We start from the raw sequence: 25,536 nt of genomic DNA on the forward strand, positions 1-25,536 counted from the left end.
GTTGCCCGCAATGCTGCGGGGTGCGCACGGATGCGCTCAAGAGGCCACTGAGCCGGCGTGCGCTAACCGAGGAAACGAAAGCCGCTAGAGAGTTTTTCCTTGAGGTAACCCACCAGCGCACTCACCGACTTGGGTACATGGGGCGAGTAGGGCCGAATCAGGTAGATCTCATCGGCAAACGCGCCCTTGAGCGTCCAGTCCTTGAGCACCTGCACCAGTTTGCCGCCGGCCAGGGCGGCGTGGGCGCTGAAGTCCGGGAGCAGGGCGATGCCCAGGTGGTTGAGCGCCGCGTCGCGCAGGGCTTCGCTGTTGTTGGTGGAGAAGCTGCCGGCGATGGGCACGGTGACCCGTTCGACTTTCCTGCTGCCGCGCTCGAAGGTCCAGGCCGGTTGGTCGGTGCCGCGCGGGTAATAGAGGCAGTTGTGTGCGCTGAGGTCGGCGGGCGCGCGCGGTTCACCGTGGCGTTGCAGGTAGTCACGGCTGGCAACCAGCACTGAGGTGGTGTCGCACAGCTTCCAGGCCACATGGGTTTCCGGTACCTGGAAACCGTGGCGCACCGCCAGGTCGTAGCCTTCGGCGGCCAGCGAGCTCAAGGCGTCCGACACGTCCAGCTGGATACGCACCTGCGGGTAGTGCTGGAGGAACTCCGACAGGTGCGGCACCAACTGTTGCCGGGCGAATGCCACCGGGGCGGTCAAGCGCACCAGGCCACGAATCTCGCCGGCGGAATCGCGTACGGACGAGAAGCTGCGGGCGATTTGCTCATAGGCACCGCGCACTTCACGGGTCAACGACAACCCGGCATCGGTCAACCGCACGCTGCGCGTGGTGCGCGTCACCAGGCGTGTGCCGGTGGCTTTCTCCAGGTCGGAAATACGCTGGCTGACCGCGGATTTACTCACCCCCAGGCGCGCGGCCGCAGCGGTGTAGGTGCCGTGTTCCTCCAGCACTGAGAGCCAGTGAATGTGGGTCCACAGCCCTTCGATCTCGGATTTTTCCATGGGGTTATTGTTCGCTTATGAGGACAAGCAGTTCTGGATTCTGCTCTGGTTTGGAACAAACCGAAAGCCTATCGTGTGTCCCAACGCAACCCACCTGGGATCTACTGCCATGACTACAACAATCGAGCACTACATCAACGACCAGCGCGTCAGCCGCGATGATCGCTATCAGGACGTCTACAACCCGGCCACCGGCGAAGTGACCGGCCGCGTCGCCCTGGCCAGCCGGCAGACGGTCGATGAGGCCGTCGCCGCCGCGCAAGCCGCGTTCACCCGTTGGGCTGACACCCCACCAATCCGCCGCGCCCGCGTATTGTTCGAATACCTGCACCTGCTGCGTGAGCGCAAGGACGACCTGGCGCGCATCATCGTTGCTGAACACGGCAAGGTCTTCACCGATGCCCAGGGCGAAGTCGACCGTGGTATCGACATCCTCGAATTCGCCTGTGGCATTCCCAACCTGCTCAAGGGCGAACACTCCGACCAGGTTTCCCGTGGCATGGACAATTGGACGATGCGCCAGCCCCTGGGCGTGGTCGCCGGCGTCACACCGTTCAACTTCCCGGTGATGGTGCCGATGTGGATGTACCCGATCGCCATCGCGGCGGGCAACACCTTCATCCTCAAGCCAAGCCCGACCGACCCGAGCGCCTCGCTGTTCATGGCCGAGCTGCTGCATGAAGCCGGCCTGCCCAAAGGTGTATTCAACGTGGTGCAGGGCGACAAGGAAGCGGTGGACGCGTTGATCGCACACCCGGACGTCAAGGCCGTGAGCTTTGTCGGCTCCACGCCGATCGCCCAATACATCTACGAAACCGGCGCGCGCAACGGCAAGCGCGTCCAGGGCCTGGGCGGCGCGAAGAACCACATGGTGGTAATGCCCGACGCGGATATCGAGAAAACCGTCGACGCGCTGATGGGCGCCGCCTACGGCAGTGCCGGCGAACGCTGCATGGCCATCTCCGTCGCGGTGCTGGTGGGCGATGTGGGCGACAAAGTCATCGCCGCCCTGACCGAACGAGCCAAGCAACTGCGCATCACCGACGGCCGCGACCTCAAGGCCGAAATGGGCCCGATCGTCTCGCGCGCCGCCCTGGAGCGCATCAGCGGCTACATCGAACAAGGCGTGCAGGCCGGCGCGCAACTGCTGCTCGACGGGCGTGACTATGTGCCTACCGAAGCGGGCCTGGAAAACGGCTTCTGGCTCGGCGCGACCTTGTTCGACCACGTGACCAAAGAGATGAGCATCTACCGCGAAGAAATCTTCGGCCCGGTGCTGGCCTGTGTGCGCGTGAATGACTTTGCCGAGGCGGTGAAGCTGGTCAACGACCACGAGTTCGGCAACGGCGTCAGCTGCTTTACCCGCGACGGCAACATTGCCCGCGAGTTTGCGCGGCGTATCGAAGTGGGCATGGTCGGCATCAACGTACCGATCCCGGTGCCGATGGCCTGGCACGGGTTTGGTGGCTGGAAGAAGAGCCTGTTTGGCGACATGCATGCCTACGGCACCGAAGGCGTGCGCTTCTACACCAAGCAGAAGTCGATCATGCAGCGCTGGTCGGAAAGCATCGAGCAGGGTGCGGAGTTTGCGATGCCTGTGTCCAAATAACGCTTGGAAGAACACCGCAGGGCAAATGTGGGAGGGGGCTTGCCCCCGATGGCGGTGGATCAGTCGTAGAGATGTCGACTGACCCACCACCCTCGGGGCCAAGCCCTAATGCCATTCAGTTAAGCGTACATCGCCTTCTGTAGGAGCGAGCTTGCTCGCGAAAAACGTCAACGATAACGCGTGTTTCCTGAACGCGGCGCCTGTAAGTTCTTCGCGAGCAAGCTCGCTCCTACAAAAAAGCCTTAACTGAACGGCATTAGGGCTTGCCCCCTCCCATTTTTTTGACTGCGCAAGGGTTGACGATTCAGTGATTCAAGAATACTGTACATAAACACAGTGTTTAAGCGCTGATCGACCAACACTCGGCAACTTCAGCCATGCCAAACACTGTGTGCAAGTTAACGGATTAACTTGATGCACAGGCTCGTTATACCGAGCCGTTTTATATCGAGAGAGGGAACTCATGTCCTATCCAGAACGCAAACTCATCGGCTTGACCGGTTTCACCCTGGCGCAGAATGCCAATATCCTTTCTGAACGTAATTGTTTTGGCGAGCGCAGCCAAAACAAAGGCATGTTGGGTGACAAGGTCACCGGGATGTTCACTGATACAAACAGTGTGCCGCCGATCACCCATCAGAAGTCGCCTAAAACACAATGGACGGCAACTTCCAACGACGCCCAAACCTTGAAGACGGCGGCGCAAGCCAAAGGCTTTACCCAGAAGAACGCCGGGGCCAAGGCCGCGGCGCGGGTGTTCGGTAATTGATTGGCTCGCTTTCTACTGAGCTGTCATTTATTGCAAGTGCCACTGTATTTATATCAAGGATATAAACACAGTGATGGCCTTTGTAATCTAAATAATCCCTCATGTTGTGATATTCAGGCTTCCATGTTAAACCTGTTTTCGCACTTGCAGATGCAACTATCATATGCTCTTTCAGTCGCCATTAAGTTGCGGGCTGTCAGGTGCTATTTAATCTTCGCTTGTCACTTAAGCGTCAGCAAAAGGACATCATCATGAAACATGCGAATCACACACCCACTCGCTGGACACGGGCCGATGCGCTGAAAGTTAATGAAAATGACCCGACGACGACACAGCCGTTAGTGAGTCCTGACTTTCCTGTCATGAGTGACACGGTCTTTATCTGGGACACCATGCCATTGCGTGAACTCGATGGCACGGTGGTATCGGTGGATGGCTGGTCAGTGATCTTCACCCTGACCGCCGACCGTCGCCCCCATGATCCACAATTCATCAACGCCGATGGCCGCTACGACATCAAGCGCGATTGGGAGGACCGCCATGGTCATGCGCGTATCTGCTACTGGTATTCGCGTACCGGCAAGGACTGGATCTTCGGCGGCCGTGTCATGGCCGAAGGGGTTTCGCCGACCACCCGTGAATGGGCAGGCACGCCGATCCTGTTGAATAACAACGGTGATATCGACCTGTACTACACCTGCGTCACGCCGGGTGCCACGATTGCCAAAGTCAGGGGCCAGGTTGTCACCTCGGACACCGGTGTCACCCTCCAGGGCTTTGATCAGGTCAAGTCGTTGTTCGAGGCCGATGGCACCTACTACCAAACCGAAGCACAGAACGCGACCTGGAACTTTCGCGATCCCAGCCCCTTTATCGACCCCGTCGATGGCAAGTTGTACATGGTGTTCGAAGGCAATGTGGCCGGCGAGCGCGGGACTCACGAAGTGGGCCCGAACGAGCTGGGACTGGTGCCACCGGGGCATGAGGACGTGGGCGGCGCCCGCTACCAGGTGGGTTGCATCGGCATCGCCGTGGCCAAGGACCTCAACGGTGACGAGTGGGAAATCCTGCCGCCGCTGGTGACTGCCGTCGGGGTGAATGACCAGACCGAGCGGCCGCACTATGTGTTCCAGGACAACAAGTACTACCTGTTCACCATCAGCCACAAGTTCACCTACGCGGATGGCGTGACGGGTCCGGATGGCGTCTATGGCTTTGTCAGCGATCATCTGTTCGGCCCCTATGCACCGATGAATGCGTCGGGGCTGGTACTCGGCAACCCGCCTTCGCAGCCGTTCCAGACGTACTCTCACTGCGTGATGCCCAACGGCCTGGTGACGTCGTTCATCGACAGCGTACCCACCACCGGCGATGACTACCGCATCGGCGGGACCGAAGCGCCGACGGTCAGGATCGTGTTGAAGGGCGCTCGCTCGTTTGTGCAGGAGTCTTATGACTACGGCTACATTCCGGCGATGCGGGATGTGGTGTTGAGCCAGTAACCCCAGTGCAAAAGCCAGCCTGATTTCATCAGGTAGGTGGGAGGGGGCAAGCCCCCTCCCACATTTTTTTGAGCGCGTTACAGCCTGTCTTCACCGCTCAAGTCCCAGCCCACCCGGCCGATACAGGCACTAGCACCACGAGTGATCCCGAACTCGTAGGGGCACGCCTGGTCGTCGCTCAGGTCAACGAATAAAAATCAAAAGGGGTGGCCATGACCATATTGCAGCGTGTGATCGGCGGGTTTGCGGTGTTGGTGCTGTTACTGCTGATCATGGCGGGGATCAGCTATCAGAACACGCAGTCCATCAGCAGTCGCTTGACCATTATTACCGGCCAGTCGGCGCCCTTGAGCCGGGCCGCCAGTGAGCTGTATGTGCATATCCTACGCGCCAACCAGGCATTGCTGGCCATTCAGATCAGCACCGACCCCAAGCAGATCGAGGACGGCAAGCGACCGTTTACCGAGAGCATCGCTCAGTTCAATCAGTTACTCGACAGCACCGTTGCCTACACAGGCGAGCATGAAGCGCTGCGGGCGAACCTGGCGCAGCAGCGCCAAGAGGTAGCGGCCTACGCCGAACAGGCGCAGGCGTTGATGACGTCCCACTTGCAACATGTGCAGCAGTTGGCGCTGACGCGCAAATTGCAAGGCTACAGCAGCGCGCAGGCCATGCAGTTGACCAGCTATTTGCGTGATTACATCGCGCATGCGCGCAGTGTCGGCGAGCCGCAACAGGTTGCCGCAGCGGAAAAGCTGCTGCTGGAAGTCAACAAATCCTACGATGGCTTCGCGGCCCATGCTGTCACGCCCGCCATTGATAAATTACAGCGTGTGCTCAATCTGCAAGACGAAGTGATCAGCACCCGGGCCCAGGCCCTGACGGCGATTGACCCGCGGGTCGGGCGGATTGCCGGGGTCATGGTCAACCGTCTGCTGACGGATCTGACCGCCCCTGACGGCTTGCTCCAGGCTTATCAGGTGGAGGCGAAACTGGCCGCGCAGGTGCAGCAGCAACGCAATGCGGTGGAGGCGGCGCTGAAAGCCACCCTGGACAGGATTGGCGAGTTCGGCAGCCAGTCCCTGGAGGTGGCCAACCAGGCCAGTCAGTCTGCCAATGCCACCATCGGCACCAGCCGCAGCTTGCTGTTGATCGCGTGTGTGCTTGCGGTGCTGGCGGCGGTGTTGATTGGCACCTGGGTCGCCTTCAGCTTGCGGCGTCCGCTGGCGGCGTTTCGCGAAGTCCTCAAGACGCTCACTGCGGGCGACATGCGGGTCAGTTTCGATGTCAGCCGTAAAGATGAGTTCGGTGAGTTGGGGGGTTACCTGAACGAACTGACCAAGGCCCTGCAGAAAACCTTCCGTGAATTGATCAGCTCTGCCGATGCGCTGGCCGTGACCGCCGGCAGCAACGCCTTGAACAGCGAACAGACCACCCGTGTGGTGGATGAGCAGAAGGACCGGTTGCAATCGGCAGCCTCGGCCATGACGCAGATGGAAAGCACGGTCGAAGAGGTGGCCCGGCGTGCGCAGGACACCCGCCAGGCCGTGGACGACACGAGTGAGCTCACCCACAAGGTGCAGGCGCGCGTGGCCGAGACCATCGTCAATATCCGCCAGCAGGCTGACCAGGTGAACAAAGCCACGCAGGTGACCGATGAGTTGCAGAAGTACGGGCAGAACATCGAGGGCATTGTGGTCGCCATTCGCACCATTGCCGAACAGACCAACCTGCTTGCCCTGAATGCGGCGATCGAAGCGGCCCGTGCCGGCGAGCAGGGACGTGGTTTTGCGGTAGTGGCCGATGAAGTGCGTTCCCTGGCCAGCCGTACCCAGACCTCGACCAGCGAAATCCAGGACATGATCGGGCTCATGCAGGAAAAAATTCACTCGGTGGTGCACGTGATGAACGAAAGCCAGGCGCAGTCCAGCCAGTGCGTGTCCCTGGCCTCGGGTGCCGGTGACTTGCTGCTGTCGATGAGCGATTCGGTCGACAGTATCCGCGACATGAATATTCAGATTGCCGCCGCCACCGAGCAGCAGAGCGCCACGGTGCAGGAAACCAGTCGGATGGTCATCCAGATCAACGATTCGGCCCAGCAGACGGCAGACGGTGCCGAGCAGTCCGCCATCAGCAGCCACGAGCTGTCGGACATGGCCAAGGTGCAGCGCGAGCTGCTCCATCATTTCAGCGTTTGAGCCGCGGGAGTCAGAACATGAAAGCATGGTTAATGCTCGCCTTGGGGGCGACGCTGTTCATTCCGGGCCCAACCCAGGCCGCCACGCCCTTGCTGGGTGTGGGCATGGCAAAATACGACGACAACTTCCAGACCCTGCTGCGCAATGGGGTGCAGCAACAGGCCAGCGTCATGAACGCCGACATCTTTATGGAGAACGGGCAGGACAGCATCGATTTGCAGATGCGCCAATTCCGCAACCTGGTCAACGCCAAGGTGGACGCGATTATCGTCGCGATGGTTGACGGCAAAAGTGCGGCGCAAATGATGCAGTTGGCCACGGACGCAAAGATCCCGCTGGTATTCGTCAACCGCAATCCGAACCCGGAAAAATGGCCGGCGCAGACTGCGTTTGTCGGCTCCAACGAGTTGGAGTCAGGGACGTTGCAGATGGAAGAGCTGGCGCGCCGCGCCGGTTACAAGGGCAATGTGGTGATTCTGGTGGGCGACCCGGCCAACGCATCCTCCTTGATGCGCACCGAAGACGTGGAAAAAGTCGTCGCCAAATACCCGGATATGAAAGTCGTCCAGAAAAAAGTCGGTAACTGGGAGCGTAGCCAGGCTGCCACGATTGTCATTGACTGGATCAAGCAGGGTGTCGATTTTTCGATCATCGCGGCCAATAACGATGAAATGGCGATCGGCGCGATCATGGGATTGGAAAAGGCCGGCAAGCAGGCCAAGGACTACTGGGTCGGCGGCATCGACGGCACCCCGGACGGTTTGAAATTGATGGCTGAGGGCAAGATGGCGGTCAGCGTATTTCAGGACGCCGCAGGCCAGGCCGGCGGCGCAGTGGACACCGCACTGCGCCTGGTACGCGGTGAGGTGCTGGAGTCGACGGTGGTCTGGGTGCCGTTCAAGTTGATCACACCGGAGAATCGCCAGGCGTTTGAATAGGGGCTCGGACTGAGCACCTCGATCCAGCCTTGGAACGCGGTCAAATGCATCGCCTTCTGTAGGAGCGAGCTTGCTCGCGAAAAACGTCAACGATAACGCGTGCTTCCTGAATGAACGCGGTGCCTGTGAGTTCTTCGCGAGCAAGCTCGCTCCTACAAAAAAGCCTTAACTGAACGGCATGCGGGCTTGCCCTAATGCCGTTTCAGTTAAGCGTACATCGCCTTCTGTAGGAGCGAGCTTGCTCGCGAAAAACCTCAACGATAACGCGTGTTTCCTGAATCAACGCGGCGCCTGTGAGTTCTTCGCGAGCAAGCTCGCTCCTACAAAAAAGCCTTAGCTGAACGGCATGCGGGCTTGCCCTAATGCCGTTTCAGTTAAGCGTACATCGCCTTCTGTAGGAGCAAGCTTGCTCGCGAAAAACCTCAACGATAACGCGTGTGTCCTGAATGAACGCGGTGCCTGTGAGTTCTTCGCGAGCAAGCTCGCTCCTACAAAAAAGCCTTAGCTGAACGGCATGCGGGCTTGCCCTAATGCCGTTTCAGTTAAGCGTACATCGCCTTCTGTAGGAGCAAGCTTGCTCGCGAAAAACCTCAACGATAACGCGTGTGTCCTGAATGAACGCGGTGCCTGTGAGTTCTTCGCGAGCAAGCTCGCTCCTACAAAAAAGCCTTAGCTGAACGGCATGCGGGCTTGCCCTAATGCCGTTTCAGTTAAGCGTACATCGCCTTCTGTAGGAGCGAGCTTGCTCGCGAAAAACGTCAACGATAACGCGTGTTTCCTGATTTCCGGCGAAATTGGCTCGCCGAAAAGTGTCCACCATGTCCCCGCACACCCGTCAACCATGTGTCCGGTCCATACAGCGCTCTTCCAAAAGTGACCCGCTGTAAGAGCGGAACCCTAAGTAGCCGTTACCGCAGCAACGGATATGTACTCATTCCACTCCAACATCCTGGTCGGCCCCGAGGCCGCCATCGGGGGCAAGTCGAATCGTCGCACCGCCCCTCCCACATATAAGCCGCGGAGCATCAGTTAGATAGTCATAGGCTCCCAAGCCACCACAGGTTCAGGGCCACACCAAAGCCCTGTAGATCCCCACCCCTGGCAACCCCCCCCACTATCCATTTTCGGCACAAATGCGCAAACCCCCCACAGGGCGGAATGGAACTTGCGTAATAACCGACCCGTAAGCCTTGCAACTGAAAAAGGTTGGGTCAATGAACAACAACAATATGCTGGTGCCCACCGCCTCTGCGCTGGTTCGATCGACATTACCCTTCCAGCGTTGGCAGACGAACGACATCGATGAGCACGCTCGTAATATGGACGGTTGGCACGTTCGCTATGACCAACTATCACCGGGCCCCTTTACAGGGGAGCTGATCGAATTCCGCTCGGGCTGGATGCAACTGGCACGCGACCGCTCTAATCAGGCCATGATCAAAAGGGGAACGGCCTGGAAAGGCGCGATCACGTTCAGCTTGCCCCTGAGTGCCAGCGGCGCGCTGTATTGTTCGGGGCATCCGATCCATGAGCCTAGCCTGCTGGTCGCCCATGGCGAAAATCTTCCCGAACTGCTCACGCCACAACACTTGGATTTGCTCAGTGTGGCGATTGAAGAACAGGCGTTGGAGCATGTCCTGGAGCGTCAGGGCAGCCAGTTTCGAATTACCGATCTTCCCAAGTGTTACCGCCTGGGCAACTCATCGGTGCAACGTGAACTCATGGCGCTATTCGATGAACTGGCGGGCTGCGATCAGGGGCGTGATGCGGTGCTGGGGCATGACTCTATCCGTCGCGGCATACGCGATGCGGTGATGCTGCACTTGTTGGAATTGGTGGCGCCGGATCAAGCGCCGCCGCTCAATCCCACGGCTCGCAAAAGGATGGTCGACCGCGCCCGCGAATACGCGTTGAGTCACCTCGACGAGCCGCTGTCGATCCTCGACCTGTGCAATCACATCGGCGCCAGCCGACGCAAGCTCCAGTACTGTTTTCAGGAAACCCTGGGGATCAATCCGGTGGCTTATCTGCGTGCGCTGCGCCTCAATGCGGTGCGACGTGAACTGCGAATGAGCACCCAAGCCCATGGCGTACAGGAAGTGGCGGCGCGCTGGGGGTTCTGGCACCTGAGCCGGTTCTCCAGCGATTACCGCACGATGTTCGGCGAAAGCCCTTCACAGACCCTGCGTCGCACTCAACTCTGCTGAAAACGGATAACCGGCTCACGTCACGCGTTACTAGGATGGCCCACACCACTTGATGGGAGGGGCATTCGATGATTAACAAGAATAATGCAAGCACCGTGCGTGTGACGCTGTTTACGCTGGGACTGGTCGGTTGCTGCGCCAGTGTGCACGGCACCGAGAATGGTTCGCCGACCACGGCCGTTGGTGTCTACGATTTCGGCGCGGGGATGATGCCGCCCGCCACGCCTTTTGGGACAGTGGGGGTGCGAACAGCGTTTTACTCGACCAATGTGCAGAAAGATCGCCACGGACGTTCAGTTGACAACCATCTTTCTCTGGATGTCTTGTCCATCGCGGCCGCGTATATGCGCATGACGGATCACACCGTGCTGGGCGCTAACTATGGGTTCGGCATGGTGGTGCCATTTTTCAAGATGGACGCTTCCCTCCAGGTACCGACACCGGCCGGCCCGCTGAACCTGGAAGCCGATCCGTTTCGATTGGCCGACGTGCAATTTCTACCGGTGATCCTGCAATGGAATCTATCGCCGAATCTGTTTATCAACACCCAGTTGCAGATCCAGACGCCCACCGGTGACTACGACAAGAATCGTCTGGTCTCCCCAGGGCTCAATCACTGGACGTTCTCGCCGATCGTCAACGCTACTTACATCACCGACAGTGGCTTTGAGGTTTCTTCCAGCTTTGAAGTCGACGTCAACACCCGTAACCCTGCCACCGATTACAAAAGCGGTGTGGAGTATCGGCACGAGTTTGCCGTCGGTCAGCATGTGGGGCCGTGGATCCTGGGCCTGGGGGGGTACTACTACCGCCAGTTCACCGACGACGATGCGCCCGGGCTGCAATCGGGCAACCGCGCGCGGGTGCTGGCCGTCGGCCCGGCAGTGAGCTACTTCAAGCCCGGCCTGCCGGCTGTGTGGCTGCATGCCTACAAGGAAACCGACGCCGTCAACCGTGCCCAGGGTTACACCGTGGCGCTGCGTATTTCTCAAAGCTTCTAAGGGGCTGGCCATGAACTCATCACATTCCGATTTCCCCGCACCACGGCAAGCCACCGGGCGCCGTGAAGGGCTGGTGCTGATGCTGGGCAGCAGCCTGACCATCATGGGCGCGGCCATGGTGGCGCCGATCCTGCCCAAGCTCGGTGCCGAGTTCGGCCCGCTGGAACCGCGTGCCGACTTGTTGGTGCCGTTGGCGGTCACCGGGCCGGCACTGGCGATTGTGCTGTGCGCGCCCCTGGCCGGCTGGTTGGCCGACCGGGTCGGGCGCAAGGCGTTGCTGGTGATCGCCACCCTGTTATATGCCGTGCTCGGAGCCATCCCGGCCCTGCTGGATAACTTGCCCTCCATCGTCGGTGTACGCCTGCTGTTCGGCGCGGCGGAGGCGGTGGTGATGACCTGTTGCGCCACGCTGATTGCCGACTATTGGCACGGCGAGGAGCGGCTGCGCTACATCAATCGGCAAGTGGTCACCATCGGTCTGGTCGGCTCGCTGTTCTATGTGGTGGGCGGCGCATTGGGCGAACACTCCTGGCGCCTGCCATTCCTGTTGTACCTGCTGCCACTGTTGTTGGTGCCGATGATGATCAAGGTGCTGTGGGAACCCGCGGTCGCCCGCCGACCCGTCGAGGTGGCTGAACAGGGCAGGGTGGCCGTGCTGCCCCTGGTGCTCGGTTATCTGCTGATCCTCAGCGGGATGGTCCTGAGCTTTATCGTGCCGATCCAGGCGCCGGTTTTACTCGTCAGCCTCGGCGTTACCTCAAGCACGATGATCGGGCTGTCGGCGGGGGGCAGCCTGCTGGCGACCCTGGGCGGTTCGTTAGCCTGGCCGCTGCTGCGTCGGTGCATCGGTATCCCCGGCTGCAATGCGCTGTTGCTGAGCCTGTTGGGCTTGGGGTTGTGGCTGCTGGTGCGAGCGCCGAGCTACACCATGGTGTTGCTGGCAGTGCTGATCCACGGCCTGGGCGCCGGGCTCCTGGTGCCTAACGCGATGGCGCCGGTGATGAATGCCCTGAGTGCGAAAACCCGCGGGCGCGGTTTGGGCGGGTTCACGGCTTTTCTGTATTTCGGTCAATTTGTCAGCCCGCTGGTGGTGGCCTTGCTCAGCGTTTACTCGGGTGACGTACGTCGTTCAATCCTGTGGCTGGCCTGCGCCAGCTTCGCCTCGGCCCTGGCATGGGCCCTGGCAGGCCTGCAAGCGCGGCGCAAAGCGCTCACCCAGGCATTCAGATCAAGTCATTCATAATCAATAGGAGATGAACATGGACATCCACAACCTGCTGGACAGCGAGGACGCCACCGGTTTGGCCGAGTGGGTCAGGCGTGGTGAGGTGCAGCCCGGCGAGCTGCTGGAAGCGGTGATTGAGCGTATCGAACGGATCGAACCGCAGCTGAATGCGGTGGCCGAGCGGCTCTACGATTCGGCGCGGCAGGCGGCACGCGCGTCGCGACCCGCTCACGGTGTGTTTGCCGGGGTGCCGACCCTGGTCAAGGACCTGTTTTCGCCGGTCAAGGGGGCCGCGATGACCAATGGCTCACTGGCGTTGGGAGGCGCGCGCGCAGACGTTGAAGCCGAAATAGTCACCCGTTTGCGCGGCACCGGTTGTTTGATTCTCGGCACCAGCACCTCTCCGGAATTCGGCACGTCCTACTCCACCGAGTCCACTCGCTTTGGCGCGACGCGCAACCCCTGGAACCTCGAGCATAGCGCGGGCGGTTCCAGCGGCGGCGCGGCGGCCCTGGTTGCTGCCCGTGTCGTCCCCTTTGCCCATGGCAACGATGGTGGCGGCTCCTTGCGCGTCCCTGCGTCATGTTGCGGTGTCTTTGGTTTTAAGCCGAGCCGTGGCCTGCTGCCGTCGGGGCCGATGATTGGCGAGGGCTGGGCCGGCATGGGCACCCCCCATGGGATTACCCTGTCGGTCCGTGACAGCGCCGCGTTGCTGGATGCCACGGCCGGGATCGACCTGGGCGCCCCTTACGCGGCCCCCCTGTCGGCACAGCCCTATGTCTGCGCAGTGCAACGTGACCCTCGACCGCTGCGGATTGCGTTGGTCGAGCAACTGGGACCCTGGCCGACCTCCGATGAGTCTGTGGACGCCGTGCGCCAGGCTGCCAGTGTGTGCCAAGCCTTGGGCCATCGTGTTGAGCCGGCCACGTTGCCGGTGGTGCTGCCGGAGTTTCTCGATAAGGTCTTCACCATCATTGGTGCAGGTACCCGGCATTACGTCGAGGTGTTGGGCCAGATGCGCGGATGTGCGGTACGGCCTGAGGAACTGGAGGCGCGCACCCGGATCATTCTGCGCACCAAGGGCGACGTCAGCGGCGCGCAGTACGCCGGGGCGGTGGAGTGGATACATGCCTTGGGCCGCCAATTGGCGATGTTCATGCAGGACTACGACGTGATACTCACGCCAACGTTAGCGCGTGAACCGGTACGGATAGGTGAGCTGGACCTGCAAGACGATCGCTTGAGCCTGGAGGCGTTGGTTGAGCGTTTCCACAGTTATTCGCCGTTCACGGCGGTGTTCAACGCCAGCGGGCAACCGGCGATGTCGGTGCCGCTGTACTGGAGCGCTGCGGGCTTGCCGATGGGCGCGCACTTCGCCGGTCGTTTTGGCGAGGAAAGTACCCTGTTCGCACTCGCCGCGCAGTTGGAGCGCGCCCAACCCTGGCGCGGGCGAATCCCGCCGTTCAATGCCTGCCGGCGGCCCGCTTCAGCGCTGTAATCAGGGGCGAAACAGGGTGGCTGCCAATGGTTATCAACGCGTACCACGGGTAGCCCCCTGTCGTTATTTTTGATCTTGAGCTACCCTTCAGATAAGGATTACAAATTATTTCGGAAAAGCTCCAGGCGTCACCACACAAATGCTCCAGCCTGCGGTAGGCCGACTGGTCGGCGTAGGCCAGGCAAGTCGGTGGCGCGATAGTCCATCCAGTCATTGCTGAGTGTTTTACCGCAGGAAGCACAGGGAAGAATCATTCGCGAAGGACAGGCAAAGGAGCTGTAGTGGCTGACGATGAAATGCTGCAAACCCTCGAGAGCGTGCTCGCCTGCCTGTCAGGTGCTGTGGTCGCGCTGGATCGAGCTGCTCGGGTGGTCGCAGGCAATCCCGCGTTCTCACATCTGCAAATCCAAAACGGCGTTCGCCCCGCCACGGGCTGCGAATTTATCTCCCTCCTGCGGTCCGAAGACCATGGGTTGTTTTACGCTGCCCTGGAAAAGGCGGCGGGGAAAACGCGCGCTGTTTTCGCGGCGTTGAGCCGGGTGTCGTGCGGGTTGGACATCTCGCTCACGGTATGGCGCGACGATTATTTTATTGTCGAGGTCATTGCCCGCCAGGCGCCATCGCCCCCGCAATCGAATACCGAAAGTTTCTCGGACATTCCGCTCAGGTCCATTTTCGATTCCTCGGGTACCGGCCTGGCGCTGGTGGCGCTGGACGGTCGTTGGCTACGGGCCAATGGCGTCATCTGCACGCTGCTGGGCTATAGCGAGGCGCAACTGCAAGCCACCACGTTCATGGCGCTGACCCACCCCGAGGACCGCGAGGTCGGCAAGCAGTTGATCGACGAACTCAAGCGCGGTGCAAGGCCAGGCGCTACGTTGCATAAACGCTATATCCATCGCGACGGGCGCGTGGTGTGGGTCAGGTTGACCGTGGGCCTGGTACGGGATGATCAAGGCCAGCCGGTCTGCTTCGTGTCCCAACTGGAGGACATCACCGAGAATTGGCAGCTTCGCGAAACCTTGATGGGCAGCGAACTCAAATTTCTCACCCTCGCGGAAAACTCACCCAACATCATTGTTCGCTACGACCGCAATCTGTTACGCACTTACGTCAACCCGACCTTTCTGCTCTTGACTGGCCGGTCTTATGACGAGTCGATAGGCGTCAGCCCTGGCGAGGGCGCAGGTCACTATCTCAACCAGCTGCGTCATGTGGTTGCGACGGGGGAAACGGCGCAATTCCTCGACAGCTGGACCTTCGAGGGCAGTACCGAGTATGTCAGTTGTGCGGTCAGCCTGATGGCCGAGCGCAGTCATAGCGGTGAGGTGATCGGCGTGCTGGCGCTGGCCCACGACATTACCGAGCTGCGCAAGCAACAGGTCCTGGAAGACGCGCGCCTGGGGATTTTCGAAAAAATGGCGACCGGCGGGGCTCTGGAGGAGACGCTGGCGTTGCTGGTGGGCTATTTGCAAATGGCCTTGCCCCATCGGTCCTGCGGGGTACGGCTGGCAGAGCCGCTCGGCATCGGACTGGCGACGTACAAGGCCCCTGCTGGACTGGCGGCATCCAGTCCCGCTGCTGGCTGGTGCGAACCGATCGTCGACAAACAAGGGCGCGTCCTGGGCATTTTCGAGTTGTCCCTGTCTCCCGGCGACGAGCCGGATGAGAGCGATATCCTGCGCGTACGCCAGACGTGTCACATCGCGGCGATCGCCATCGAACGCTGGCAGTCGGAGTCGTTACTCCGGGAGCGCGAGCGTCGTTACCGGGACATTTTCGACCACACCCTGGACATGCTGTGCCTGCTGGAAATGACCTCGGTCGGTGACCTGCGTTGCGTCGAGGTCAACCCTGCGTTGTTGCGCGCGCTGGGCAAAGCGCATGGCGAGGTGATCGATGAGAGCCTGGCGTCGATCTTTGGTCGGTTGAGCGCGCAAAAAATCCAGGCGCTTTGTGAGCAATGCACGGTGGTCGGACGCGTGATCGAGTCGGATGAGGGCATGGTGCTGCGTGACGAAGTTCGTCAACTGCACTTGACCCTGGTGCCGGTAGCGGACTCGGCCCGGGTGGCTCCGCGGATCCTGGTGATCAGTCGCGACATTACCCTGTTGGCCAGGGCTCGGCAGAAAGAACTCGAACGCCAGCACGACATCAACGCCCTGGTTGAAAACAGCCCGGACGCTATCGTGCGCGTGAGTGCGCATGGCCAAGTGCTGTACGTCAATGCGCAGCTGAAAAAATGGGTGGGCGGGGCGTGGCCGGAACTGATCGGAATGCCCATGGATGCGGTGGCCCCCCTGAACAACCAGGCTCAGCTGTTTCGCGAATTGGTGGCTCAGGTGATCCAGCAGAATAAAGCGACGGAGCAGGAGTTTCTCCTCTCGGGGTTGAAGGCCGCGCCCAAAGTCGTGCTGATCCACTTTGTGCCGGAGGTCGACGGCCAGCGGGTAGTCAGCGTGCTGGCGGTGGGGCGCGACATTTCCAAGCTGCGTGCTGCCGAGCGGCGCCTGGCCAATTCGAATGCACAGTTGCGTGATCTGTCGACCCGCCGCGAAACGGCGCGCGAAGAGGAGCGCAAACTGATCGCCAGGGAAATCCATGACGAACTGGGCCAGCACCTGACCGCACTGCGCATGGGCATATCGCTGTTGAGGTTTCAGTTCGGTGCCAGCACGCCCGAACTTACCCCGCAGGTCGAACGGCTGATGGTACTGACCGATAAGACCATCCAGGTCGTACGGGATGTCTCCACCAGCCTGCGACCGTCTGCGCTGAACCTGGGGCTGGTCTCCGGCCTGGAATGGCTGACAACCGAGTTTGTCACCCTGACCCGGGTTCCTTGCACGTTGCACCTGCCTTCGATTCCCCTGACGCTCCCCGATACCCACATCACCGCAGCGTTTCGCATCGTGCAGGAATCGTTGACCAATATCGCTCGCTACGCCGAAGCGACACAGGTCAGCGTCACCCTGAGCCCGCAGGAAACCCACTGGCTGCTGGAGGTCCAGGATAACGGCAAGGGGTTTGACCCGGATGCCGTTGGCCGCAAGACCTTAGGGTTGGCCGGGATGCGCGAGCGTGGCCTGATGCTGGGCGGCAAAGTGATTATTTTCAGCCATCCCGGACACGGCACTACGGTGCAAGCGTTCATTCCGATGCACAAGGATACGTACTGATGATTCGCATGCTGATTGCCGATGACCACACCATCATGCGCGAAGGGCTCAAGCAGTTGTTCATGCTGGTCGCCGACGTCCAGGTGGTGGCCGAAGCCGAGAGTGGTACCCAAGTGATCGAGCTGTTGCGCCAGGTCGAGATCGACCTGCTGCTGCTCGACATGAACATGCCGGGTATCAGTGGCGAGATCCTGATTGCCCGGCTGCATACCCAGTACCCGGATCTGCCGATCCTGGTGTTGAGCATGCATAACGAGATTCACATCGCGCAACGCGCACTGCGCGCCGGTGCGCTCGGCTACCTCACCAAGGACCGCGACCCCGAGACGCTGTTGGCTGCCATGCGTCGCGTGGCCAGTGGTCAACGCTATCTGGACCCCAACCTGGCCGAGCAGATTGCCCTGCAGAGCAGTGGCTTGAAGCAACACACCTACGTGGAAAGCCTGTCCGATCGCGAGTTCCAGATCCTGCGCTTGCTGGCGCATGGCATGAGCGTCAACCAGATTGCCGAGCAGTTGGTCATCAGCAACAAGACCGTCAGCACCCACAAGACGCGGCTCATGGAAAAGATGGGTTTCAGCTCCACCGCAGACATTGTGCGCTTCGCCATGACCTTGGGTATTTCGTGATCAACCCCCGCGGGTAGGGATTTTCCTACCCGGACTCCCGGTATCCCTACCCCAGAATAGGGATGGTCCGATGGCAGCAGTGCCATTATTGGGCCAGCATCTGTCTCAGGCAATCGAACAGCCGATCAACCGGCGACGAGATGCTTTGAATGGGAGACAGACCGTGAGCGAACAGACCACCCCGCCTTCGACCGCTTTGACGCTGTTTCCCGTGGCTTTGGCCGGTCTGCTCGGTGGCCTGGCAGTTGCCTACAGCAATGGCTTCAGTGCGTGGTCAGTGGGCGTGGCGAGTCTGTTGTTGGCGCTGTGCATCGGCCTGGGCTTTTGGGCGAACCGGGGCTACCAGGTCCAGTGGGCCCGCCTGCGCCAGCAGCTCGATCAGCCGGCAGTGGCCTCGGCGGCGTTGGCCGTCGATAACGGCCTGGCAGACGTGTGCCTGAGCGTGCTTCCGATCTGGTCGCGGCAGATAGAAGCGGCTCGAGCCATCAGCGAAACCTCCATCCTCAAGCTCAGCGAACGTTTCGGCACGCTGTCCTCGAACATCAGCCACAGCGTGGCCAGCAATGGCGGGCAAGACGCCTCCCAACAATTGGTCGACTTGCTGGAAGTCGGCCAGCAGGACCTCAACTCCATCGTGGTGGCCCTGCGCACCGCGCTGTCGAATAAAGAGAGCGAACTCAAGGAAGTCATGCAGCTCTCGGGTTTCACCGAGCAACTTCAGCAGATGGCCAAGTTCGTCGGTGACATCGCCAGTCAAACCAACCTGCTGGCCCTCAATGCGGCCATCGAAGCGGCGCGAGCCGGTGAGGCCGGGCGAGGTTTTGCGGTAGTCGCCGATGAGGTGCGCAAGTTGTCGAGCATGTCCGGCGAAACCGGGCGCAAGATCAGTGAAACCGTGATCACCGTCAACGCTGCTATTGCCCGTACGGTGCAGATGTCCCGCCACCACGCCGAGCAAGACACCGTGACCCTCGCCGATTCGGAGCGCGTGGTCTCTCAGGTCATCGAACATTTTCGCGCTACCGCCCAGACCCTCGTACGCAACAGCCATGACTTGCAGCAGCAGAGTACCTGCGTCGCCGACGAGATTGCCGAGGTGCTGGTCGCCTTGCAGTTCCAGGATCGCGTCAGCCAGATGTTGACCCTGATTACCGGCGACCTGGGCAAGCTGCAGCAGCAACTGGACGAGCGCCAAGCGTCGAGCCTGAGTGGGCATGCGCTCCCTCCGATGCGCAGTGACCGTTGGCTGCAAGAGCTTTCAACGGCTTACACGATGCCGGAGCAGCACGCCATTCATGACGGTCAGCCGCACGCCAAGGCCGAGGCCAACGAAATCACCTTTTTCTAGAGGAGTTTTTCCGATGAGCAAAACCATTCTGATCGTCGACGACTCGGCCTCCATCCGGCAGGTGGTGAGCATCACGCTCAAAGGCGCCGGTTATGACGTCATCGAAGGCTGTGATGGCAAAGACGCACTGAGCAAGCTGGACGGCCGCAAAATCCACCTGATTGTCAGTGATGTGAACATGCCCAACATGGACGGCTTGAGTTTCGTCAAGGCCGCCAAGCTGCTGCCGGCCTACAAGTTCACGCCGGTCATCATGCTGACCACCGAGGCCGGTGATGCGATGAAGCAGCAAGGCCAGGCTTCCGGTGCCAAGGCGTGGATGGTCAAGCCCTTTCAGCCCGCACAAATGCTTACCGCCGTCTCCAAGTTGATCCTGCCATAGCGATGACCAGCGACTGCTGGCCAGGAGGTCTCCATGAAAAGCCCCACCCCGATGCTCCGTCGTATCCAGGTCATGGAAGGCCCCCTGACGATCTACACGGCGACTGAACAAAAAGACGTGTTGTTGTCGTTGTTTCCCCTGGCCCATGAGGTCGAGTTGGACTTGTCCAATGTCGACGAACTGGACAGCGCCGGCTTGCAACTGTTGATCCTCATCAAGCGCGAGTCGCTCAAAGAGGGCACGCAGTTGTTGCTGAGCAACCCCAGCCCGACGGTGATCGAAGCGATACGGCTCAGCGGCCTTGACGACTACTTCACCAATGCCTCTTTCCCCCTGTCGGTCGGAGCATGATCGTATGGCCCAGCCCATGAACATGGATGACGTGCTGCAGACTTTCATTGCCGAGAGTCGCGAACTGCTGTTGCAGATGGAAGATGCGCTGCTACAGATCGAGAAGTCGCCGCAGGACCTGGACACCATCAACGGCCTGTTCCGCGTCGCCCACACCATCAAAGGCTCGGCCGGCTTGTTTGGCTTGATGCCCATCGTTGAGTTCACCCATGTCGCCGAAAGCGTCCTGGATCGGGTACGCAGCCTGGAAGTGCGGGTCGACGAGGCGTTGAGTGCGTTGTTCCTCGACGCCCGTGACCATATCGGCCAATTGATCGACCTGCTGGCCGAGGATGGCAACCTCGATCGATTGGACGAACCGTTGCAGGTCCAGGGCCAACGCCTGGGTGAGCGGCTTGCCCTGTACCTGGACGGCTCGGTCGCGACCGCTTCGCCCACCCCTAAAGGGGAGCCGTCGTCGACGGATGAGCAAGGGGCAAGTCCTGGCCACTGGCATTTGTCCCTGCGCTTTGGCCCGGATGTCCTGCGCAATGGCATGGACCCCTTGGCGTTCCTGCGCTACCTGAGCACGTTGGGGCGCTTGCTGCATACCGTCAGCCTGTTCGACGCGTTGCCGCCCCTGGCGTCCATGGACCCGGAAACCAACTACCTGGGGTTTGAACTCGCGCTGGCCAGCGACGCTTCCCGTGAGGTCATCGACGGCGCCTTTGATTTTGTGCGCGACGACGCGATCGTGCAGATCCTCGCACCCCACGCCACTGTCCAAGTCTGCCGCGCGCACATCGATGCATTGCCGGAAGACAAGGCTGCGTTGCTCGAGCTGCTGGTGCGTTGCGGCACATTGACTGAGCCCCAGGCCGTACTCGTCGCTCAGGAGGGCGAGCACGCAGCGGCCGAGACGCGCGACGAGCCTGATGCAACACAGGACTCGAACACGCCGGTGATCAAGGCCGGCAAGAGTGCAGCGAGTCATGAAAGCAACCTGATTCGGGTCGATGCCGGCAAGCTGGATCAACTGATCAACCTGGTCGGCGAGCTGATCATCGCCGGCGCCGGAGCCAACCTGGTGGCGGTGCGTAGCGGGATTGGCGAGATGATCGAGGCCACCAGCCTGTTGTCGCGATTGGTGGAGGAGGTCCGTGACTCGGCATTGACATTACGCATGGTGCAGATCGGCGCGACGTTCACGCGTTTCCAGCGTGTGGTGCGGGACGTATCCAAAGAGCTGGGCAAGGACATCGTGCTGCACATCGGCGGTGGCGAGACCGAGCTGGACAAGACGGTTGTCGAGCGTATCGGCGACCCGCTGACGCACCTGGTGCGCAATGCCATGGACCATGGCATCGAACCCGCGTCCACGCGCCTGCAACGTGGCAAGCCGGCCCAGGGCACGGTGCGCCTGAACGCCTATCACGAATCCGGCAGCATCGTGATCGAGGTGTCGGACGACGGCGGTGGCCTGGCCAAGGACAAAATCCTCGCCAAGGCCCGCGAGCGTGGCCTGGTGGGCGAAGGCCAGCAACCCGCGGACAAAGACATTCTGAATCTGATTTTCGAGCCGGGTTTTTCCACCGCCGACCAGGTCAGCAACCTGTCGGGGCGCGGCGTGGGCATGGACGTGGTGAAGCGCAATATCACGGCTTTGCGCGGCAGCGTGAGCCTCGAGAGCGAAGAGGGGCAGGGCACCACGGTGCGCATTCGCCTGCCGCTGACGCTGGCAATCATCGACGGTTTCCTGATCGGGGTGGGCAAGGCGTCCTATGTCATCCCGCTGAACATGGTCGAGGAGTGCATCGAGCTGGCGCCGGAGCAATCGGCAGGCACCGGCTACCTGGACCTCAGGGGCGATGTGCTGCCGATCTTGCGCCTGCGGGACATGTTTGATGTGCAAGAACCTGGAGGTAACCGAGAAAACGTGGTCGTCGTGCAATACGCAGGCCTGCGTGCCGGCCTGGTGGTCGATCGCTTGCAGGGGGAGTTTCAGACCGTGATCAAACCATTGGGCAAAGTGTTTGGTGAGGCCCATGGACTGGGCGGGTTCACGATCCTTGGCAGTGGAGCCGTCGCCCTGATTCTGGATATACCCAATCTGTTAGGACTCGTTGCCAAGGACGCCACCTACCGTTCGATCCCAAGTCCTTTATCGACTCAATGAAGCGTCACCAGGAGTTCCTCGCCATGACCGTTATCAGAAACATCATGTTGTTGGTTTTCACGGCCGTACTGGGTGTTGTCGTGTTGGGCGGCACCAGCTTTTACCTGACCGATAAAATCAATACGAGCGCCAGTTATGCCAATGCCAACACGGTCCCCAGCTTGCTGGACATCGACCGTGCCGCCGCGGCCTTCACCGACCTTCATGCCTTGCAATGGCAGCATTTGAACGATCCCGAGAAAAATGTCGTGCCGAGTTACGCCGAGAGCGTGGCCCAGCGTTTCAGTGTCATTGCCAAAGCCCTGGATCACTATCAGGCCGAGTTGATCTCCGACGACCATGACACCGCACTGTTGAAGCAACTGCGTGGTCGCCTGGAGGAGTTCGCCAGCTTGCAGGCGCGTTTCGACACGTTCGTCGCCAGCGGCGATCAAGCCTCGGCCCGTGCCTTGATCGAGGCGAGCCAGCCCTTGCAAAACGCGGCGCTGACGGCGATCAGTGATCTGCGCGAATACAACCTGGAACTGGGGCGCAAGGGCCAACTGCTCGCGACCGCCACCGAGAAGAATGCACGCTACATCATCCTGTTGGTGAGTGGCCTGACGCTGTTGGCAACCCTGCTGATCGGTGGGTTGCTGGGGCGTAGCCTGATGCGCCAGCTCGGTGCCGAGCCGTCGGTGGTTCGAGCCTTCGCTGCACGTTTGTCCGCCGGCGAGCTGACGGCAAAGGCAACGCTGCGCCAGGGTGACACCACCAGCCTGATGGCGAGCATGCAGCAGTTGGGCGCGAGCCTGCATGAATTGATCGAGCAGATGGACCGTATGTCCAGTGAGCACGACAAGGGTGACATTGACGTGCAGATCGATGCTGGCCGCTTTCATGGCAGTTATCGCTCCATGGCCCAGGGCATCAACGATATGGTCAACGGCCACATCGCGGTCAAGAAAAAAGCCATGGCCTGTATCCGTTCGTTCGGCGAAGGCGATCTGTCGGCACCCCTCGAGCGCTTCCCAGGCAAAAAAGCCTTTATCAACGAAAACATCGAGCTGTTGCGCACCACTATCCTGGCGCTGATCAATGAAATGCAACACATGTCCAGCGAGCACGAAAAAGGTGACATCGACGTCATGATCGATGTGGATCGCTTCTCGGGTTCGTACCGTGATATCGGCCAGGGTATCAATGACATGGTCAGCGGCCATATCAGCGTGAAGAAAAAGGCCATGGCCTGTATCCGTTCGTTCGGCGAAGGCGATCTGTCGGCGCCGCTTGAGCGGTTCCCAGGCAAAAAAGCCTTTATCAACGAGAACATCGAGCAACTGCGGGCTAACGTCCAGGCACTGATCGAAGACACCCGCCAGATCAGTGACAGCGCGCTGATCGGCAAGCTGGACACCCGCCCTGACGTGACACGGCATCAGGGTGACTTCCGCCGCATCATCCTCGGCATCAATGGTTCGCTGGATGCGATCATCGTGCCGATTACCGAAGCCATGGAGGTGTTGTCGGCGATTTCCGGCGGCGACCTGACCCGTAGCATCAACGGCGACTATCAAGGCAAGTTCCTGGAGCTCAAGCACTCCGTCAACGGCACCGTGGAAAAACTCTCGGAAATCATCGCCGAAGTGCGCGGCTCGGCGGACTCGCTGTCCAGTGCCTCGGAAGAGATCTCCGCGACGGCCCAGAGCATGGCTCAATCGGCGTCCGAACAGGCCGCATCGGTGGAACAGACCTCGGCATCGATGGAGCAAATGTCGGCGTCCATTGCCCAGAACACCGAGAATGCCAAGGTGACCGATGGCATGGCGGGCAAAGCCAACAAGGAAGCGTCCGAAGGCGGTCGAGCCGTCAAGGATACCGTGGCAGCGATGAAGACCATCGCCGAGAAAATCGGCATCGTCGATTCCATTGCCTACCAGACCAATCTGTTGGCGCTCAACGCCGCCATCGAAGCCGCGCGTGCTGGGGAGCATGGCAAGGGGTTCGCAGTGGTGGCGGCAGAAGTGCGCAAACTGGCCGAGCGCAGCCAGATTGCCGCGCAGGAAATCGGTGAAGTGGCCAAGAACAGCGTGGCCTTGGCTGAACGCGCGGGCAACCTGCTGGACGAGATCGTGCCGTCGATCGCCAAGACGTCGGACCTGGTGCAGGAAATTGCAGCCGCCTCCGAAGAGCAATCCATCGGCTCCGAGCAAATCAACAGCGCGATGTCGCAGATGAGCCAACTGACCCAGCAAAACGCGTCGGCTTCCGAGGAACTGGCTGCGACGGCCGAGGAGATGAGCGGCCAGGCCGAGCAGTTGCAGGAACTGATGGGCTTTTTCACCGTACAGACCAAGCGCGCCGGGCGGACGGTCTCGATGCCCGCCACCAGCCGTGCGACGTTCACCCATGATCAGGACAGCCATTCAGAGAGCGGTGGTTTCGTCCGCTTCGGGAGTTGACCCATGAGTGCCTCAGCCGTTATGTCGGGCACTTTCGAGCCACCACTGCAAGTCGAGGAACCCTTGCAGTACCTGACCTTCCTGGCGGCCCAGGAGATGTATGCGGTCAACACCCTGAGTGTTCGCGAAATCATCGAATACAACCAGGTGACCAGCGTGCCGATGATGCCGGCGTTCCTGCGCGGGGTCATTAACCTTCGCGGTTCGGTGGTGCCGGTGGTGGACCTCAAGGCCCGGTTTGGCCAGGGGACGACGGTCTTGGGCAGCCGCACGTGCATTGTCATCCTGGAGGCGGCGAAGGAGGGTGAGTCCCAGGTCCTGGGGGTGGTGGTGGACTCGGTCAGCGAAGTGATCGAGATACTCGATGCGGATATCAAGCCCGCCCCCGCCTTCGGTAATCACATTCGCACCGACTTCATCCGGGGGATGACCAAGGTGCGAGGCGACTTTGTCACGCTGCTGCAAATTGAGCATGTTTTGTGTGTCGATGAGATGGCCGGCTTGATGAAAGTGTGACGCGAACGGCCGCGCCCCCAGGCGCAGGCGGACAGTAACTGATCCGAGGTGAATCATGGCGCTATCCATCGAAAATCCAGGCAATGCCACGGCCTCGAGCCCAGGCCAGTACCTCACCTTTGAGCTGGGGGAGGAGATGTTCGCCGTCGGCACGCTCAACGTACGAGAGATCATCGAGTATGGGCCGATCACCAGCGTGCCCTTGTTGCCCCCCAGCATTCGCGGGGTGATCAACCTGCGAGGCGCCGCGGTACCCATACTGGACCTGGGGGTGCGCTTTCGCGGCGAACGCACCGTACAGACCTCAAGGACCTGCTTTGTGATCCTCGAGGTGCAGACCAATGCCGTGCGCAAGCCGGTGGGCATCATTGTGGATGCGGTCAGCGAAGTGCTCGAGATCGCCGGGCAGGACATCGAACCCTCGCTGAACTTCGGTACCGACGTCAGGGCTGATTTCCTGTTGGGCATCGGCAAGCTGGAGAGCGGTTTCGTGCTGTTGCTGGATGTCGGTCGGGTGCTGTCCCTGGAGCAGGTCGATGCACTGGCGAACCTTGAGTCTTCGCTGCCTGCGACCGTCTGATTCTTTC

Annotated in this window: 18 protein-coding genes and 3 pseudogenes; 20 read left to right on the plus strand and 1 reads right to left on the minus strand. The window is 60.5% G+C overall.

Going from position 1 to position 25,536, the window contains the following annotated elements:
* Positions 1-62: 62 nt before the first annotated feature.
* Positions 63-1,001 carry a LysR family transcriptional regulator gene (locus tag A7317_RS09790; protein ID WP_024074727.1) on the minus strand — a complete coding sequence of 313 codons (939 nt, stop codon included), beginning with the start codon at positions 999-1,001 and terminating at the stop codon, positions 63-65.
* A gap of 109 nt (positions 1,002-1,110) precedes the next feature.
* Between A7317_RS09790 and A7317_RS09795 the strand changes: the two genes are divergently transcribed.
* The 20 genes and pseudogenes from A7317_RS09795 to A7317_RS09880 all read left to right on the plus strand — a co-directional run bounded on the left by A7317_RS09795 (position 1,111) and on the right by A7317_RS09880 (position 25,529).
* Entirely contained in the window at positions 1,111-2,610 is a 1,500-nt protein-coding gene (locus A7317_RS09795) for a CoA-acylating methylmalonate-semialdehyde dehydrogenase (protein ID WP_024074728.1), read from the plus strand.
* 463 nt (positions 2,611-3,073) lie between these two features.
* On the plus strand, positions 3,074-3,379 hold the full coding sequence (locus A7317_RS09800; RefSeq protein WP_069075668.1) for a hypothetical protein: 306 nt from the start codon (positions 3,074-3,076) through the stop codon (positions 3,377-3,379).
* 251 nt (positions 3,380-3,630) lie between these two features.
* Positions 3,631-4,881 (plus strand): glycoside hydrolase family 68 protein, encoded by a 1,251-nt coding sequence (locus tag A7317_RS09805; protein WP_024074730.1) that lies wholly within the window; start codon positions 3,631-3,633, stop codon positions 4,879-4,881.
* Between the two features lie 920 nt (positions 4,882-5,801).
* Positions 5,802-6,221 (plus strand): annotated as a pseudogene (locus tag A7317_RS31500) (HAMP domain-containing protein); the annotation flags it as partial.
* Between the two features lie 102 nt (positions 6,222-6,323).
* Positions 6,324-7,079 (plus strand): methyl-accepting chemotaxis protein, encoded by a 756-nt coding sequence (locus A7317_RS31505; protein ID WP_370531119.1) that lies wholly within the window; start codon positions 6,324-6,326, stop codon positions 7,077-7,079.
* 17 nt (positions 7,080-7,096) lie between these two features.
* The gene (locus tag A7317_RS09815; RefSeq protein ID WP_069075670.1) at positions 7,097-8,017 is read left to right on the plus strand and encodes a substrate-binding domain-containing protein; all 921 of its coding nucleotides are present in this window, start codon (positions 7,097-7,099) and stop codon (positions 8,015-8,017) included.
* Between the two features lie 1,214 nt (positions 8,018-9,231).
* Complete coding sequence (locus A7317_RS09820) at positions 9,232-10,224, plus strand: helix-turn-helix domain-containing protein (RefSeq protein ID WP_024074631.1); 993 nt, start codon at positions 9,232-9,234, stop codon at positions 10,222-10,224.
* A 68-nt stretch (positions 10,225-10,292) separates the two neighbouring features.
* Positions 10,293-11,225, plus strand: coding sequence for a SphA family protein (locus A7317_RS09825; protein ID WP_024074632.1), 933 nt, complete (start codon positions 10,293-10,295; stop codon positions 11,223-11,225).
* A gap of 10 nt (positions 11,226-11,235) precedes the next feature.
* Entirely contained in the window at positions 11,236-12,468 is a 1,233-nt protein-coding gene (locus tag A7317_RS09830; protein WP_024074633.1) for an MFS transporter, read from the plus strand.
* Positions 12,469-12,484: 16 nt separating this feature from the next.
* On the plus strand, positions 12,485-13,948 hold the full coding sequence (locus tag A7317_RS09835; protein ID WP_024074634.1) for an amidase: 1,464 nt from the start codon (positions 12,485-12,487) through the stop codon (positions 13,946-13,948).
* A gap of 281 nt (positions 13,949-14,229) precedes the next feature.
* A complete protein-coding gene (locus A7317_RS09840; RefSeq protein ID WP_024074635.1) occupies positions 14,230-17,127 on the plus strand; it encodes a PAS domain-containing sensor histidine kinase in 2,898 nt (965 codons plus the stop codon).
* A complete protein-coding gene (locus tag A7317_RS09845) occupies positions 17,127-17,756 on the plus strand; it encodes a response regulator (RefSeq protein ID WP_024074636.1) in 630 nt (209 codons plus the stop codon). Before A7317_RS09840 ends, A7317_RS09845 begins: the two co-directional genes overlap by 1 nt.
* A gap of 70 nt (positions 17,757-17,826) precedes the next feature.
* Complete coding sequence (locus A7317_RS09850; protein WP_081329170.1) at positions 17,827-19,104, plus strand: methyl-accepting chemotaxis protein; 1,278 nt, start codon at positions 17,827-17,829, stop codon at positions 19,102-19,104.
* A gap of 13 nt (positions 19,105-19,117) precedes the next feature.
* Positions 19,118-19,486 carry a response regulator gene (locus A7317_RS09855; RefSeq protein ID WP_024074638.1) on the plus strand — a complete coding sequence of 123 codons (369 nt, stop codon included), beginning with the start codon at positions 19,118-19,120 and terminating at the stop codon, positions 19,484-19,486.
* 33 nt (positions 19,487-19,519) lie between these two features.
* On the plus strand, positions 19,520-19,837 hold the full coding sequence (locus A7317_RS09860; RefSeq protein WP_024074639.1) for an STAS domain-containing protein: 318 nt from the start codon (positions 19,520-19,522) through the stop codon (positions 19,835-19,837).
* Positions 19,838-19,841: 4 nt separating this feature from the next.
* Positions 19,842-21,992, plus strand: a complete 2,151-nt coding sequence (locus tag A7317_RS09865) for a chemotaxis protein CheA (RefSeq protein ID WP_172831344.1) — start codon at positions 19,842-19,844, stop codon at positions 21,990-21,992.
* Between the two features lie 23 nt (positions 21,993-22,015).
* A pseudogene (locus A7317_RS31005) lies at positions 22,016-23,266 on the plus strand (MCP four helix bundle domain-containing protein); the annotation flags it as partial.
* Positions 23,267-23,458: 192 nt separating this feature from the next.
* Positions 23,459-24,433 (plus strand): annotated as a pseudogene (locus A7317_RS31010) (methyl-accepting chemotaxis protein); the annotation flags it as partial.
* Between the two features lie 3 nt (positions 24,434-24,436).
* Positions 24,437-24,949, plus strand: a complete 513-nt coding sequence (locus A7317_RS09875; RefSeq protein WP_223840712.1) for a chemotaxis protein CheW — start codon at positions 24,437-24,439, stop codon at positions 24,947-24,949.
* A 55-nt stretch (positions 24,950-25,004) separates the two neighbouring features.
* Positions 25,005-25,529, plus strand: coding sequence for a chemotaxis protein CheW (locus A7317_RS09880; protein ID WP_069075672.1), 525 nt, complete (start codon positions 25,005-25,007; stop codon positions 25,527-25,529).
* The last annotated feature ends 7 nt before the right edge of the window (positions 25,530-25,536 follow it).

Source organism: Pseudomonas fluorescens, from assembly GCF_001708445.1.
GTDB classification, from domain to species: Bacteria; Pseudomonadota; Gammaproteobacteria; order Pseudomonadales; family Pseudomonadaceae; genus Aquipseudomonas; species Aquipseudomonas gorinensis.